The organism is Bacteroides sp. D20 (assembly GCF_003436255.1).
Taxonomy (GTDB): Bacteria; Bacteroidota; Bacteroidia; order Bacteroidales; family Bacteroidaceae; genus Bacteroides; species Bacteroides uniformis.
On record NZ_QSOO01000012.1, the window covers coordinates 130,985 to 146,248 of the forward strand.

Genomic DNA, 15,264 nt, shown 5'->3' on the forward strand with positions numbered 1-15,264 from the left:
TGGATTTTAGTGGTAAATAAAAATTGGATTGTTGTTGCTTTTTCTGTTTTCAATTTCTGTCCTGATAGAGCATGACCTTGTACCCGGCTTTCAGATGCACTTTGACGGTACGCATCTTCTTGGCGATATACTGGCTCGTGCCTTGTATCAGCCCCTTGCCCAAGTCGGAGGCGAGCTGTGCCCCTGCGTTGGTGGAGATATTGATGCTGCTGCCCAGCGAGCCACCCATGTTGGCGGCAACCTCTCTGACGGCATTCATTTCCATCGAGTTGGGAATAAAGATACCGGGTTGCCCGTCCGTGTCATACACCGCCAGCTCTACCGGGATAATCGTACCCGCATATTCCAGCGACGTGATTTCAATATCGAGCCGTTCGCCTTGGATCTTTGCCGTGCCGACCACCACTGCATTACGGGGAATGATTTTGTCCGCCACCGCCATCGGCTCCAACAGACGGAGTTTGACAGCCTGCCCGTCCGTCACACTCTGCGCCCCATAGACGCACGCTGATATGGTGTTTTTGTCCGATACGGTCGTGACGCCCACCGCCGTATTGAAACTGCGGTTACGCTCCTGCGAGAAGGAGGCGACAAACTCGGCATTGCTCATCGGCTGTGAGAGCGAGGATACCACCTGATGCGTCACCTGCCTGACAGGTGCAGCCGTGTTCTTTCCGGTTTTCTGTACGAGATAAGGCTCTGCCGCCTGCACCGGTTCCGGCTTGCCATTGTTCTGACCGCCCATGTACTTCGCCGCCAGCTCGTAGGACTTCTCCATGAGTGCCACTTGGTCATCCATAGCGGACGCCTTGCCTTTCTCGCTCTCCAGTTCCGATTCCAGCGAGGCGATACGCTCCAACAATTCGTCCATTTCCGTGTTGTCGTTCTTCGGCTGCTCATAGAAGTTGCCGAGCGTGGCATTGAGGTCACGGTAGGCGGCTGCGGAGGATTGGATGGTTTTCGGAGCGGATGATGTTGATGTTGCTTCTTCCGCATTTCCGGGATTGGCAAGGTCGAAGTCCCTGCCACCGTCCGTTTCCGCCACCTCGCGGTCGAACATATCTCCCAGTTCTTGCATGGCGCGGCTGCGGTTCTCTTGCCGTTCCTCCATCGCTCCCTGCTCATAGGCTTTCGCCTTGTCGCCGATGATCTGGCGGTTCGCCTTGTCAGCATCGGGCATTTCGATATTGTAACCACCCGTCCCCGGTTGCTGCTCCTTGTCGGAAGATGGGGCGAATATCAGCCACATCGCCCCGATAAATACCAGTACCATAGCGGGCAGCACTATCATTTTCTGACGTTTCAACCTTTGGGCTTCGGTCAGCGGCTTGCGCTCCTTCTTCGGTTTCCCGTTGTCGGGAGCCGCCTTGTTCTCATTTTTGGGTTCATTCTTCGTCTGTTCCATATAAATAAGGTATTACGTTGTGATTGTTTTCCGGCTTCACGGACAGTTCCACCTGTCCGGCATGGTCTGTTACTATCCGGCTGCCGTCATTCCTGCCGATGTCATAGACGGCTTTGCCGAAGGTGTAGAGGGCAAGCACCGCGAAGGCGGTGAGCATCGCCAGCACGATGCGTTTGCGTGTCTTCGGGGGCAAACCGTCCAGATAGCCTTTGAGCCTTGCCACCAGCATTTTCTTTTTGTCGTGGAGCTTCCAGTACGCACGCCAAAATGATTTCCTGATTTTCTTCATGTCAGTTACCTTTTGATGGTTTGTAAATCCTTGTTCTCGATGATGGTGAATCCCTCGATGGTGAAACCGTTGGGATTGTCGTCCGAACGGGACGAGTTCAAGAGACGGCACGTCGTCACGAGGCTGCGCTCGGTGACGTTGCTTTGCCGGATGATCTTCTGCGTGGCGTAGGTCACGGCACGGTAGGGATAGCCGTTGAAGTCGCACACCACGCTGTCCACTTTCAGCACTTGGTTGATGTTCCCGGCGATGATGCGGTTGTAGTACCCCTTCTCGGCGAAGTCCGAATAGTAGTTGTACACACTTTTGTCCGCTAACAGCAGGGCGCGTTTCACATTATGCTCTATCGCGCTCTTTTCGGGCGAGAGCGTGAAGAACAGTTCGTGGAAGCGGCGCACGTGTTCCCTTGCCTCCGCCGGACGGTTCTGCGACAAGTCCTGCGAGAGAGCCAGCATCAGCGACTTGCCGTTGTCCAGCACGTAAATCTTTTCCCGTTGCCGCTCCGCGAAGCGGTAGGAACTCCACACGCTCCATACCGTTATCACGGCGCACAGCGAGAGGAAGACGATACCGAACAGGCGTATCTGCCTGAACGATGATTCGATGTTTTTGAGTGACTTAAATTCCATTGTTGTTTATTCGTTTTTAATTGTCAGTTGATTATTTCAGCAGCTTTCCGGCACGTCCGACCATGTTGCCTGCGGCTGCACCCGCCACGCTGCCCGCCATGCCTCCGGCTCGTCCTGCCGTCTGGTTCACGTTGCGACCGTAGCTTCCCATGCCTCCGGCTTGGATAATCCAGCCCGCCACCGTGGGGATGGTGAAGTAGCCGATGATACCGATTATCATGAAGACGATGTACACTCCGTCGCTCGAATCCAGCGAGAAGTTCGGGTCAGCCTGCATCCGTTCGATGTCGCTTTGCAGCATCAGCACCTGTATCTTCGCCAGTATGGTGCTGAACATATCCGACACGGGCAGCCACAGATAGACCTGAATGTAGCGGCATATCCACTGTGTGAGCGTACTTTGGAAGCCGTCCCACACCGATATGGCGAAGGCTATCGGACCGAGTATCGCCAGCACCACAAGAAAAAAGGTGCGGATGGTGTCTATCACGAGGGCGGCGGCTTGGAACATCAGTTCCAATATCTCGCGGAAGAAGTCGCGGATGCCCTTCTTCATGTTGTACATCCCGCGCTCGATATACATTCCCGCCATCGTCACCATGTCACCGGGCGACCAGCCCAGTTCCTCCAGTTGTTTGTCAAATTCCTCGTTCGACACGAGATAGGCGGTTTCGGGGTTGCGCATCATCGCCTCGTATTCCAGTTTGTCCTTCTGCTCACGGTATCGGTTCATGTCCAGCGTTTCCGCCTCCAGCATCTTTGCCGTACCCTGCACGACGGGCGACATGATGCTGTTTATCGTACCCAATACCACCGTCGGGAAGAACATGATGCACAAACCTATCGCAAACGGGCGGAGCATGGGGAACACGTCTATCGGCTCGGCTCTCGCCAGCGACTGCCAAACGCGATATGCGACGTAGAACAACGCTCCCAGCCCGGCGATGCCTTTCGCCACGCCCGCCATGTCCTCGCACAGCGGCATCATCTGCTCGTAGAGGGAGCGCAGAATCTGGTGAAGGTTGTCGAAATCCATAGGCTACCAGTATCTTTCGTTGGCATTCCCGTACAGCCCCATGATGCGGTCGAGGTCGTTCTTCTTCTTTGCCCGCAGGTAGCTCACGCTGATGTTCTTGTTGGTGTAGTAGCTCACGAGGTTGCGGTAACGCTTCATCTTGGAGTAGCAGCGTTCCACCACGTCCATGCGCTCCTTGTCTGTCATGGAGAGCGTGGTGATGTTCACCACGTTCTTCAGCTCCGTCAGCACATCGTTGGATTCCTCCAGCAGCTTCGTGTAGCCGAAGGCGATGGCTCCCAGTTCCTCCACCGTGAAGTTGTCGTCACGCATCATCTTTTGGAAACTGGTTACATAGGTGTCGGTGATGTCACCCACCATCAGGATGGTCTGCTGCACCTTCCGGGCGTCCTTTACCAGATTGTTCACGGATTTGAGTGCGTCGTAATACTTCTTACCCTGCTCGTAAATCTTCACCGTTTCTTGAAAATTCTTTATCATATTCTGGGCGGTCGTGGAAGTGTGTACCACGTTCTTGGAAGTGTTCACGATGCTCTGCGCGATGTTGGACGGGTCTATCACCGCCCACTGTGCGCTTGCCCTGCCGATTGCAAACAGGCATAGGCAGATAATAAGTGTCATTCTTGTTCTCATGTTACTTTGGATTTTAGTGGTTATCGTTATTGTTCGCTTATCGGATGGTCCGGTTTCGGGTTCACGCGCACATAGTCCCCGTTGGGCGAGAAGGTCAGGATGTCCGTCGCTTCGTTGTAGGACACGTCGATACGGAATCTGGTGTTCATGAACAGGTTGCCGTTCTCCTCCTGCAAGAGATAGGTTTCCGGCTTCAGTTTGCGGCGCAGCCCGCTCCGCTTGAATACCGTCACCTTATAGGCTTCGCCCTCCTTGTAGATAAGCACGTCGGGCTTTCCTTCCAAGCTTTCCCAGTTCCCACAAAGCAGGTCACGGCGGTTGTCCGCTACATCGCAGGATTGTAGCACCATGACCGCCAGCCCGATTAAACACTTGCTGACTTGCAGCATTTTCGTTCTTGATATACTCATACGCATTTTCTTTTTTAGTTGATGAATCTGTTTTTACTTATTGCCTATTCCTTGTTTCTCCGTCTTTCGGCAAGCTGCCGGATGGCGGCTTCAATGTCGCCGCCCAACTGCTCCGCCAGACGGTAAACCTCTACTTTTTCCGTTTCTTCGGTGGTGTACGCCAGATACTCTTCAGCACTAACTTCGGTGGCATAGACCGCCGACTGCGTGCCGCCCAGTCCTATCCACACTTCCTTGTAGAGCCTTGACGGGTTGTTCGCCATGTTGATGGAGAGTATCTGCGACTTCTCCTTCTCCGTCAGCCCCAACAGGGACTGTATGGCATCAAACTTGTTCATGTACTTCCGCTGGTCGAGAAGTATCTTACAGTCGGAGTTGTTGATGATGCTCTCCTTGACCACGGGCGAGGAAATGATGTCGTCCACCTCCTGCGTCACCACGATTGCCTCCCCGTAATACTTGCGCACGGTCTTGTACATATAGCGCAGGTACTCAGCCATGTTCGCCGAAGAGAGAGCCTTCCAAGCCTCTTCCACTATCAGCTGTTTGCGCACGCCTTTCAGACGGCGCATCTTGTTGATGAAGGCTTCCATGATGATGATGGTCACGACCGGGAAAAGCTCGCGATTTTCCTTAATACTGTCAATCTCGAAGACGATGAACCGCTTGCCGAGCAGGTCGATGTTCTCCGTGGAGTTAAGCAGGAAGTCGTAGCGTCCGCCCCGGTAATACTGCCGCATGGTGGTGAGCATATTGTCGATGTTGAAGTCGGACTTCTCCACCTTTATCTCACGTTCCGCCAGTTCACGGCGGTAGTCGTCGCGCATATACTCGTAGAAGGTGTTGAACGAGGGGACGATGCCCCGGTCAGCCCTGATACGTTCGATGTATGCGTTCACCGCACTGCCCAGTTCGCCGCTTTCCGTCTTCGTCACCTTGTCGTCCTCCGACTTCCAGAGCGTCAGCAGCAATGTCTTGATGCTGTCCTTTTTCTCCACGTCGAACACGTAATCATCGGTGTAGAATGGGTTGAACGAAATCGGTTTCTCCTCCGTGTAGGTGAAATACACGCCGTCCGCCCCGTTTGTCTTGCGCCGGATCATCTCGCACAAGCCCTGATAGGAGTTTCCCGTGTCCACTAATACCACGTGCGTACCCTGCTCGTAATATTGTCTCACGAGGTGGTTCATGAAAAACGACTTGCCGCTGCCCGAAGGACCTAACACGAACTTGTTGCGGTTGGTGGTGATGCCCCGCTTCATCGGCAGGTCGCTGATGTCGAGGTGCAACGGCTTTCCCGTCAGCCTGTCCACCATCTTGATCCCGAAGGGCGAGAGCGAACTGCGGTAGTTGGTTTCCTCCGTGAAGAGGCACACCGCCTGCTCGATGAAGGTGTGGAAACTCTCTTCCGCCGAGAAGTCCGCCGCGTTGCCGGGCATCGCCGCCCAGTAGAGCGTCGGGCAGTCGATGGTGTTGTGGCGCGGCACGCACTCCATACTGGCAAGCTGGCTGCCCACATCATTCTTGATATGCTTCAGCTCCTCCGCATCGTCGCTCCATGCCATGACGTTGAAGTGCGCCCTCACTGAGGTCAGCCCGTAGGAGTGCGCCTCGTTCAGGTATTGCTCTATCCACTCGCGGTTGATGCTGTTGCTCCTACTGTATCGGGAGAGCGACTGCATATTGCGGGCGGACTTCTCGAACTTCTGCAGGTTCTCCTCGCTGTTGTCCAGAATCACATACTGGTTGTAGATGTGGTTGCAGGGCAGCAGCAATCCCACGGGAGAGGCAAAGGAGAGGCGGCAGTCGCTTCGATCCGTGGAGAGTTTCTCGTACCGGATGTCGGTAGCCACCTTTCCGGGCATATCCTCAGCGTCGGAGAGGGTGTGCAGGCAGAGGCGGTTGTCGCCGATGCGCATCTCCTTTGCCGAGAGGTCGATGTCCTGCAGGGTCGCGTTGTCTTCGGGCATGAGCGAGAAGTAACGCTCGATCAGTCCGGCGGATTTCTCCGTGCCGACAATCTCATCGGTGGCGAGCCTGCGGAGTTTCACAAAGCCGCTGTCATTCATGATGCGCTCGAACTGTTCGGCGGCTTCCATGAACTTTCCGGCGGTTTCCCTGTCCAGCTCTTTCGGGATGATATGCCCACGGCACAGCGTGCTGAAGTTACTCTGCATCCGGTTACGCTCCTTCGTCGTCTTGGTCAGGTAGAGATAGCAGGTGTGTTTCAGGTACGGACGCTCGTTGAAGTGGCGTTCAAAGGAGCGGCTCAAGAAACTCATGTCGTCTTTCTGTAACTCCGGCTTGTAGCGTTCCTTGATGAACCAGTCCTGCTTATGCACGACACAGAAGTCCGGCAGCACCTTGATAGCCTTGCACCAGCAACCGTGTATCGCCTCGTACTCCGCGCCCGTCACGGTGTAAAGCTCCGGCAGTTCCACCTCGAAAGCCACCGTGATGTCGGCGTCTTTGGAAATGATGCAACCATGCTCCACAGCTAATAGCGGGAACTTGTTTTCCAGTGTTGTCATTTTGGATGTATTTCTCATGTCGTTTCTTCCTTTCGTTGCCGTTTGAATAATCGGGTGATCCGCCGCCGGTTGATAAGGTATCGGGGATGGCTCCTTGCCGCTCCCAATTTCATCAGCCCGTGTTCGCCGTACCGGGCGTTCAGCGCGAAGGTCTGCCATACGAGGACGGAAGACGATGCCGCGCCGAAGCCGATACATACCCACTGGTCGATGCCGACCATGTAGAGGATGACGAACAGGACGAAGAGAGTCAGCAGACCTCCGCAGAAGATGAAGAGGTACTGAGCCTTTAGACCCTTGAACTCGACCGGACGGCCGATACCTTTGTTTATCGGGTATTCAGCCATACATTGTTTATTAAAGGAAGAATGAGCGCAGGATAGTCGCAGCGACAATCAGGAAGATACAAGCCCCGAACCATGAGGCGGCTGTCTTGCTCGTGTCGGGGTCGCCGGACGAGAACTTGCCATAGACTTTCACGCCGCCGATAAGCCCGACTACCGCGCCGATGGCGTAAATCAGCTTAGTGCCCGGATCAAAGTAACTGGTGACCATAGAAGTAGCTTCCGTGATACCTGCGATACCGTTTCCCTGCGCAAATGCGGAGGCGGTTGCGGCAATCATAAGTGCCGCAGAGATGATTAACTTTTGTCTGATGTTCTTGTTCATAAACTGTTCTTGTTTTGTGCCGTCCAAAGGGTGGATAGTCCTTTTTCGGGCGGTTGATACTTGATTACTTTACTTTGGTTTAGTGGTTGCCCGTTTGTTTCCACGGACTTGGGTGTGTCCGTTGCGGGTTGGCTGTACCTTGTACTGCCGTGCGCATGGTGTGATGCCGTCTTACGTTTTCATTTCCACTCTTTTTAGTCGTTATACATAGTCCCGGATATTGAACTCGTCAATGTTGTCGGGTACGGTAAATTCCTTTTTCGGCTTCTTCAGCCGGACTTCGATAAGCCCCTTGATACGGATGCTCAGTTCCGTCGAGCCGGACATCAGTTTCTCGTACAGTTCCGTTCCTTCCATATCGGAGAAGACCTTTGCCGCACGTTCCCGGTCTGCCGTTGTCGCTTCCGGGTTCTTGGCTGCCCTGACCGCATCGTCTATCTCGTCAAAACTGCTTCCCGTAGCTCTCGGTGTGTCGGGCGTTCCGTTCTCCGGTTCATCCTCCCCGAACTCCAGTTCCGAAGGCGGGATGCTCGTGAAGGTTTCATCGAGTTTTTCCTCCGGAACTTGTGCCGGGCGGGACACGGTTTCCGTGTTTCCGTCGTCAAAAGTAGCCTCTTCCTCCGACAGCTCAATGCCTTTTTCCGAAGTGGCGGCTTCTTGCGTCGGTATGGCAGCGGTTGTCCGGGTTGATGCCATCTTGAAACGGGTTTTGCCGATGATGTCCGATGTTTCTGCGGGAGGTGTTTCCCGTGCCGTTTCCTGCTTCACCTCCGTGCCGCCCAATGACCGCCATAGCCCGGCAATGCCTTTAAGGAAGCGGACGAATCTCGTTTCCATGATGCGGTCGTAGAGCAGCAGGAACAGGAACCACAGGTTGCAGCCGACCGATACGGTCAGGAGAATGTCAGTCATGTTCATAGTTCTACTCTGGGGACTGCGTTTAACATACGGTTCAGTTCGTCACGGTGTGTACGGAGAAACTCGCTTACCACGTTCTCAGTGAAGTCGGCCATTGTGACTTCACCATCACCCAGCCAGCGGACAATCATAGCAACCTTGTCATGGGTCTCTTTGCTGATGGACACTTGTTTCCCTTCCCTTGCCTTGAAGCCTGATTTTTTCAGGAAGGCACGATAGTCATTCTTTTTTCTTCTCATTTCTTTTCCTTTTTGATGATTAAAATACTGCGTCGTAATTCCGGGCGTAAAGGCTCTTTATCGCCTCTTCGCACTGGTTGAAGTAGTGTGTAAGCACATGGTCGATGTAGGCGGACAGCGATAGCCTGTCATGCCCGATCACACGGGTTATGCGCATGATGCGGTCGTGGTACTCCGGGCGCACGTATGCCATCTTCCCCTCGCGTGCCTTTACTTCGGGTTCACGGATGAAAAACCGTTCATAGTCCTTTTCTCCACATTTGCCGCTTACCGGCACGGGCGACAGGATTTCCACACTCGCCTGCACTTGGGCAAGCATACCTCCGCCGTCATGGTGCGGACTTCTGTTTTTCTGGTTCTTTTCCTGATTCATATCCATATTCAAATTAAGTCTTCACGTTGTTTCTTGTACAGTTCGTTTATTTTCTCCTTGTGCTGTTCCAGGTGTTGGCGCAGCACGGTGTCCACGTAGCCGCCTACCGATATTTCCCGTCCGGCGATGTCATTCACGATTTTAAGAATCTTGCTGTGTACGTCGCGGCTGATATAGACGCACTGGCGTGTCTTTATCTCGTTGCGGCGAAGGAACAGACCGGAATAGTCATCCTCCTGCCGTTTGCGACGGGCGGTGTCTTTCTGTACCTTCTCCCTTGACGGGGATGCCGTGGGCGGTGGTTCCGTTTCCGGGACGCTTTCTTCTTCGGGGGCAGGCACGGATGGCTCCTGCACACGGTACAGGGTCCCGTCCTGCTTGCGTCTGCCGATGGAGGCTATTAACAGTTCCTCGTCGATGCCTTCGGTGTTCACTTTCCTGCTGCCCATGCTCATTGAGGTTTGATGATACGGCTTATCTCTTCCGAGAACTCACGGATGCCGCTCCCTTTCAGTAGGGATGCATCCATCGGGAAGATGGTCGAGCGGAAAACGCTCTTGCGCTCTTCCGAGAGGTCGCGCCGGAACTTCTTGCTGTCGGGCAGGCGGGTGGACAACACCGACAGCCCCATTTCGGCAATCACATCTTCATACAGGTCGTACAGCCCGTTCTTTTCCCTGCCGTCCACCATCGTCCAGAACAGGTACAGCCCTTTTGTTTTCGCCTGTCCCGTCGTCATGAGATTGTCACGGAACATCACGGCGAATTGCAGGGTGCTTTCCACGACGAAGCGGTCGGCACTCATGGGCGCGAAGATGTAGTCCATCTGCGAGAGGGTCTTTACAACCCCGTTGCTTTTCAGCGTTCCCGGCATATCGAAGAACACGATGTCCGGTTTCACTTCTTCTTCGGCAAGCATCCTTTCGGCATCGTCAAGGGCGTTGAGGGCGTCGCTTGCAATGACCGGATAGGCGTTCTTTTTTATTTTGCGGAAATGGTCACACGCGAGTGCCTTGAAATAGAGGCTCTCGTCGATAAGTTTCGTTTCGCGTTCGCGCAGCCCGTGGATGCTGTGTTGCGGGGCGTCGCAATCTATGACGGCGACATTGTGACCTTGCACGTTGTGGAGGTAGCTGGCGGCAAGAGCCGTGACGGTCGATTTTCCGATACCTCCCTTTTGTGTTGCGAATGCAACGAAGATTTCATTACTCATGGTTCTATTGCTTTTAATGGTTGATAAATTGTTTTCCTGTTCCTGTACGGAAGCGGTGACATACATATCCGCGTCCGTGAATCATTATCCGGGCGGTTCGTCACGTATCCGCTTCAATGGTGAAGCCGGGATTCGGATAACCGATGAATGACGGCATTGCGTCATGAAGTCATTGAATCCGTGAATCACCGCGTCACTGGAAAACCGGGTATCCGACGGTTCGGATATTCGGTTTGGCAAATATCCGCCGAAGCGGTTTGCCGGGTATCTGAAAGTTCCTTTTTCCATATCTTCAAATCGTTCGTTTCTTGAATCATGCTGCAAATAAACAAGGATATTTTTGAATCCGTATCACTTCTCCGGCAAGTGGCAGCACGTTGCGCCGGTTGGCACTGATTGTCCGGGTCAAGCCTCTGTCCGATACCGTGTTAAGGGCGTAACTTTGCACCCGAACGGCAGGGTTCGCCGCAGGTGGCGCAGCCCGGAGTTTGAAAGGCATTCCCCCAATCCGTCCCCGACGGATTTTTATGTTCACCTGAACATAGCAAGGTATGTTTTCAGCCGCTCAAAATATTTTGAGCAGCCACGAAAACGCCTTGCCCTTGCAGGGGGGCGGGCTTACCCTCCGAAGTCGGGAAGCCTCTCAAACCTGCGGTGCTGTGCCTCGAAGCGGCGGCTTATGCCGTCAAACCGCTAAATCCAAAGTAATATGAGTGAAAAAAGAAGAAACAAAGGCGGGAGAAATCCCAAACTCGATCCGGCGGTGTTCCGCTACACCGTCCGTTTCAGCGAGGAGGAACACAACCGTTTCCTCTCCATGTTCGAGAAGTCGGGCGTTTACGCCAAGTCGGTCTTCCTGAAAGCGCACTTCTTCGGGCAGCCGTTCAAAGTGCTGAAAGTGGACAAGACGCTGGTGGACTACTACACCAAACTGTCCGATTTTCATGCGCAGTTCCGCGCGATAGGCACGAACTACAACCAAGTCGTGAAGGAACTGAGGCTGCATTTTTCCGAGAAAAAGGCGATGGCGTTGCTCTACAAGCTGGAGCAACAGACCGTCGAACTCGTGAAACTGAGCCGCCGGATTGTGGAACTTTCAAGAGAGATGCAGGAAAAATGGTCGCAAAAATCAGTGTAGGAAACTCGTTGTACGGCGCACTTGCCTACAACGGGGAAAAGATCAACGAGGCGAAAGGGCGGCTTCTGACAACCAACCGCATCTACAATGACGGTTCGGGGACGGTGGATATCCACCGGGCTATGGAGGACTTTCTCGCTCTGATGCCCGTGCGGTCGAAGGTGAAGAAACCGGTGGTGCATATCTCGCTCAATCCGCATCCCGACGATATTTTGACGGACACAGAACTTCAGGACATCGCACGGGAGTATCTGGAGAAGATGGGGTTCGGCAACCAGCCGTATCTCGTTTTCAAGCATGAGGACATCGACCGCCACCATCTGCATATTGTGACGGTCAGGGTGGACGAGGAAGGCAGGAGCATAGACACCCGGAATAACTTTTACCGGAGCAAGCAGATAACACGCGAACTGGAACGGAAATACGGGCTGCACGACGCGGAACGCAAGAACCGCCGTCTTGATACGCCGCTGCGCAAAGTGGACGCTTCTGCGGGCGACGTGAAGAAGCAGGCGGGGAATCTGATTAGAGAACTGAACCGCAGATACAAGTTTCAGACGATGGGCGAATACCGCGCCCTTCTTTCCTTATATAATATGACGGTGGAGGAAGCGCATGGCAATGTGCGCGGACGTGAGTATCACGGGCTGGTCTATTCCGTCACGGACGATAAGGGTAACAAGGTCGGTAATCCTTTCAAGTCCTCACTGTTCGGGAAGTCCGTCGGCTATGAAGCCGTACAGAAGAAGTTTGCCCGTTCCAAGCAGGAGATTAAGGACAGGAAACTTGCTGACATGACGAAACGCACCGTCTTTTCCGTGCTGGAAGGCACGTATGACAAGGAGAAGTTTGTTGCCACGCTCAAAAGGAAGGGCATCGACACCGTGCTACGCTACACGGAGGAAGGGCGCATCTATGGAGCCACGTTCATCGACCACCGCACGGGCTGCGTGTTAAACGGCTCACGCATGGGCAAGGAACTTTCTGCCAACGCCTTGCAGGAACACTTCACGCTGCCTTATGCCGGACAGCCGCCGATTCCGCTCTCCGTTCCGGTGGAGGAACTGGAGAACAGGCAAGGATATTCCGGAGGGGAATACGAAAGCCATTCCAGCGGCATGAACCTGTTTGCCCCCGAAGGTCCGGCAGTGGACGCTGAAGAGGAAGCCTTCATCCGGGCGATGCAGCGCAAGAAGAAAAAGAAGAAGCGCAAGGGCTTGGGAATGTAATCAAGAGTATCAACAGTCAAAAAAATCAATGTATGTCACAACAAGAAGACGATTTGAGGGCATTGGCGAAAATCATGGATTTTCTGCGTGCCGTGAGTATTATTTTAGTGGTCATGAACGTGTACTGGTTCTGCTACGAAGCAATCCGGCTTTGGGGGGTGGACATCGGTGTGGTGGACAGAATACTGATGAACTTCAACCGCACGGCGGGGCTGTTCCGTTCCATCCTGTACACGAAACTGTTTGCCGTTCTCCTGCTTGCCCTGTCCTGTCTGGGGACAAAGGGCGTGAAGGGTGAGAAAATCACTTGGGAACGAATCTGGACAGCCCTTGCCGTTGGCTTTGTGTTGTTCTTCCTCAACTGGTGGATACTGGCTTTGCCGCTCCCGATAGAGGCGGTGACGGGACTGTATATTCTGACCATCGGCGCAGGTTATGTCTGCCTGCTGATGGGCGGTCTGTGGATGAGCCGCCTGTTGAAGCACAACCTCATGGACGATGTATTCAACAACGAGAACGAGAGTTTCATGCAGGAAACACGGCTCATAGAAAGTGAGTATTCGGTCAATCTTCCGACACGGTTTTACTACAAAAAGCGTTGGAACAACGGCTGGATCAATGTCGTGAATCCCTTTAGGGCTTCTATCGTGTTGGGTACGCCGGGCAGTGGAAAATCATACGCTGTGGTAAATAATTTCATCAAGCAGCAGATTGAAAAGGGCTTCTCGATGTATGTGTACGACTTCAAATTCAGCGACTTGTCCACGATAGCCTACAATCATCTGCTGAACCACCCGGAGGGCTACAAGGTGAAACCGAAGTTTTATGTGATAAACTTCGATGACCCGCGACGCTCACACCGTTGCAATCCTATCCACCCGGACTTCATGGAGGATATTACAGACGCTTACGAGAGTGCGTACACGATTATGCTCAATCTCAATAAAACGTGGGTGCAGAAGCAGGGTGACTTCTTCGTGGAATCACCTATTATCTTGTTTGCCAGTATTATATGGTATCTCAAAATCTATAAGGGTGGTAAGTATTGCACGTTTCCCCATGCCATTGAGTTCCTGAACCGCCGTTACGAGGATATTTTCCCGATTCTTTCTTCATATCCCGAACTTGAAAACTACCTCTCACCATTCATGGATGCTTGGCTCGGTGGGGCGGCTGAGCAGCTTCAAGGGCAGATAGCATCGGCGAAAATTCCGCTCTCGCGCATGATTTCCCCGCAACTCTATTGGGTAATGTCGGACAGCGAGTTTACGCTGGATATCAACAATCCCGAAGAGCCGAAAATCCTGTGCGTGGGTAACAATCCCGACCGTCAGAATATTTATGGTGCGGCTCTCGGTCTGTATAACTCCCGTATCGTAAAGCTCATCAACAAGAAGGGGATGCTGAAGTCGTCGGTCATTATAGATGAACTACCGACGATATATTTCAAGGGGCTGGACAACCTTATTGCCACCGCACGAAGCAACAAGGTTGCCGTGTGTCTGGGCTTTCAGGATTTCAGCCAGTTGGTGCGCGACTATGGCGATAAGGAAGCTAAAGTCGTGATGAACACCGTCGGTAATATCTTCTCCGGGCAGGTGGTGGGTGAAACCGCCAAGACGCTATCCGAACGCTTCGGAAAGGTCTTGCAGAAACGGCAGTCCATTTCCATCAACCGGCAGGACGTTTCCACCTCTATCAATACGCAGATGGACGCGCTTATCCCGCCCAGCAAGATTTCCGGCTTGACGCAGGGAATGTTTGTCGGTTCTGTGTCCGATAACTTCAACGAGCGCATTGAACAGAAGATTTTTCACTGCGAGATTGTCGTGGATGCAGAGAAGGTGAAACGCGAGGAAAAAGCCTACAAGAAGATACCCGTCATTACCGACTTCACGGACGAGGATGGCAACGACCACATGAAGGAAACGGTGCAGGCGAATTACAGGCGCATCAAGGAGGAAGTCAAGCAGATTGTTCAGGAGGAACTGGAGCGGATTGCCAACGACGACAATCTGAAACACCTGTTACAGCAGAAATAACCGGGCTGACGTGAGGCAATGAAAGCGGGCGGAACAAAGTATCAAACTTGCTCCGCCCGTTATTCTTTAGGGATTCTTAGTCTATCTTCTCATACGCTCCATCTCTTCGTCACGGAGCATCTTCTCGTTCAGTTTTTCCTGCATTTTGTCAAGGAAGTAGGTGCGGCTCTCGTTCTTCCGGCGTTTGATGTCGATGTAGAAACGGTAGCAGTCCTTTGATTCCACGCCGAATATTTTGTACAAGAGCGGGGCGAGCTGTTTGAGCGGCATATTGCCGTTGTTGATGCAGCCCATCACGTCTATGCCGTATATCAGCTCCACGAGGTCGATGGCATTGCCCGTCCATTGAAGAAGGCTGGCGGTGGTTTCTGTTGCGTTGTTGGCGGATATTAGTGGTGGCACTTGGGGCGTGGCAAGGAATTTCTGCATCTTTCTTACGAAAGACAGAGCCTTGCTGACGTAGGCGGCAATCTCTCTTTTTTTCTTCTGACAGATTACGTACGGGATGGT

General features: G+C 53.2%; 19 protein-coding genes. 3 read left to right on the forward strand and 16 right to left on the reverse strand.

Going from position 1 to position 15,264, the window contains the following annotated elements; all coding sequences use genetic code 11:
• Window positions 1-49: 49 nt before the first annotated feature.
• The 15 genes from traM to DXD78_RS13610 form a co-directional block, all read right to left on the reverse strand.
• Window positions 50-1,405, reverse strand: coding sequence for a conjugative transposon protein TraM (traM, locus tag DXD78_RS13540; protein ID WP_117652775.1), 1,356 nt, complete (start codon window positions 1,403-1,405; stop codon window positions 50-52).
• Complete coding sequence (locus DXD78_RS13545; protein ID WP_117652776.1) at window positions 1,386-1,694, reverse strand: TraL conjugative transposon family protein; 309 nt, start codon at window positions 1,692-1,694, stop codon at window positions 1,386-1,388. Before DXD78_RS13545 ends, traM begins: the two co-directional genes overlap by 20 nt.
• Before the next feature lie 5 nt (window positions 1,695-1,699).
• Complete coding sequence (traK, locus tag DXD78_RS13550; protein ID WP_004308925.1) at window positions 1,700-2,323, reverse strand: conjugative transposon protein TraK; 624 nt, start codon at window positions 2,321-2,323, stop codon at window positions 1,700-1,702.
• A 31-nt stretch (window positions 2,324-2,354) separates the two neighbouring features.
• The gene (gene traJ, locus DXD78_RS13555) at window positions 2,355-3,359 is read right to left on the reverse strand and encodes a conjugative transposon protein TraJ (protein ID WP_117652777.1); all 1,005 of its coding nucleotides are present in this window, start codon (window positions 3,357-3,359) and stop codon (window positions 2,355-2,357) included.
• Window positions 3,360-3,362: 3 nt separating this feature from the next.
• The gene (locus DXD78_RS13560; protein WP_117652778.1) at window positions 3,363-3,992 is read right to left on the reverse strand and encodes a DUF4141 domain-containing protein; all 630 of its coding nucleotides are present in this window, start codon (window positions 3,990-3,992) and stop codon (window positions 3,363-3,365) included.
• A 26-nt stretch (window positions 3,993-4,018) separates the two neighbouring features.
• Window positions 4,019-4,402: a DUF3876 domain-containing protein gene (locus DXD78_RS13565; RefSeq protein WP_181980757.1), complete on the reverse strand. Its 384-nt coding sequence runs from the start codon at window positions 4,400-4,402 to the stop codon at window positions 4,019-4,021.
• Between the two features lie 44 nt (window positions 4,403-4,446).
• Window positions 4,447-6,951, reverse strand: coding sequence for a TraG family conjugative transposon ATPase (locus DXD78_RS13570; protein WP_117652780.1), 2,505 nt, complete (start codon window positions 6,949-6,951; stop codon window positions 4,447-4,449).
• A complete protein-coding gene (locus tag DXD78_RS13575) occupies window positions 6,948-7,280 on the reverse strand; it encodes a DUF4133 domain-containing protein (RefSeq protein ID WP_117652781.1) in 333 nt (110 codons plus the stop codon). The genes DXD78_RS13570 and DXD78_RS13575 overlap by 4 nt, the downstream gene beginning before the upstream one ends.
• A gap of 10 nt (window positions 7,281-7,290) precedes the next feature.
• Window positions 7,291-7,602 (reverse strand): DUF4134 domain-containing protein, encoded by a 312-nt coding sequence (locus tag DXD78_RS13580; RefSeq protein ID WP_117652785.1) that lies wholly within the window; start codon window positions 7,600-7,602, stop codon window positions 7,291-7,293.
• Between the two features lie 201 nt (window positions 7,603-7,803).
• Window positions 7,804-8,520: a conjugal transfer protein TraD gene (locus DXD78_RS13585; protein WP_117652782.1), complete on the reverse strand. Its 717-nt coding sequence runs from the start codon at window positions 8,518-8,520 to the stop codon at window positions 7,804-7,806.
• On the reverse strand, window positions 8,517-8,798 hold the full coding sequence (locus tag DXD78_RS13590; protein WP_255419756.1) for a DUF3408 domain-containing protein: 282 nt from the start codon (window positions 8,796-8,798) through the stop codon (window positions 8,517-8,519). Before DXD78_RS13590 ends, DXD78_RS13585 begins: the two co-directional genes overlap by 4 nt.
• Window positions 8,779-9,132 (reverse strand): DUF3408 domain-containing protein, encoded by a 354-nt coding sequence (locus DXD78_RS13595; protein WP_117652786.1) that lies wholly within the window; start codon window positions 9,130-9,132, stop codon window positions 8,779-8,781. Before DXD78_RS13595 ends, DXD78_RS13590 begins: the two co-directional genes overlap by 20 nt.
• 8 nt (window positions 9,133-9,140) lie before the next feature.
• Entirely contained in the window at window positions 9,141-9,581 is a 441-nt protein-coding gene (locus tag DXD78_RS13600) for a DUF3408 domain-containing protein (protein ID WP_117652787.1), read from the reverse strand.
• 2 nt (window positions 9,582-9,583) lie between these two features.
• Window positions 9,584-10,345, reverse strand: coding sequence for a ParA family protein (locus tag DXD78_RS13605; RefSeq protein WP_117652783.1), 762 nt, complete (start codon window positions 10,343-10,345; stop codon window positions 9,584-9,586).
• An 84-nt stretch (window positions 10,346-10,429) separates the two neighbouring features.
• Window positions 10,430-10,633, reverse strand: a complete 204-nt coding sequence (locus DXD78_RS13610; RefSeq protein ID WP_023056940.1) for a hypothetical protein — start codon at window positions 10,631-10,633, stop codon at window positions 10,430-10,432.
• A 421-nt stretch (window positions 10,634-11,054) separates the two neighbouring features.
• Here DXD78_RS13610 and mobA point away from each other — a divergent pair, with 421 nt between their 5' ends.
• The 3 genes from mobA to mobC are packed head-to-tail and all read left to right on the forward strand — an operon-like array spanning window position 11,055 to window position 14,754.
• The gene (gene mobA, locus DXD78_RS13620; protein ID WP_005809224.1) at window positions 11,055-11,483 is read left to right on the forward strand and encodes a conjugal transfer protein MobA; all 429 of its coding nucleotides are present in this window, start codon (window positions 11,055-11,057) and stop codon (window positions 11,481-11,483) included.
• Window positions 11,462-12,712: a conjugal transfer protein MobB gene (gene mobB / locus DXD78_RS13625; RefSeq protein ID WP_005809226.1), complete on the forward strand. Its 1,251-nt coding sequence runs from the start codon at window positions 11,462-11,464 to the stop codon at window positions 12,710-12,712. Before mobA ends, mobB begins: the two co-directional genes overlap by 22 nt.
• A gap of 32 nt (window positions 12,713-12,744) precedes the next feature.
• Window positions 12,745-14,754, forward strand: a complete 2,010-nt coding sequence (mobC, locus tag DXD78_RS13630) for a conjugal transfer protein MobC (RefSeq protein WP_005809229.1) — start codon at window positions 12,745-12,747, stop codon at window positions 14,752-14,754.
• An 81-nt stretch (window positions 14,755-14,835) separates the two neighbouring features.
• Here the strand turns inward: mobC and DXD78_RS13635 are convergent.
• A partial coding sequence (locus DXD78_RS13635; RefSeq protein ID WP_233534017.1) for an RteC domain-containing protein occupies window positions 14,836-15,264 on the reverse strand: 429 nt, incomplete at its 5' end.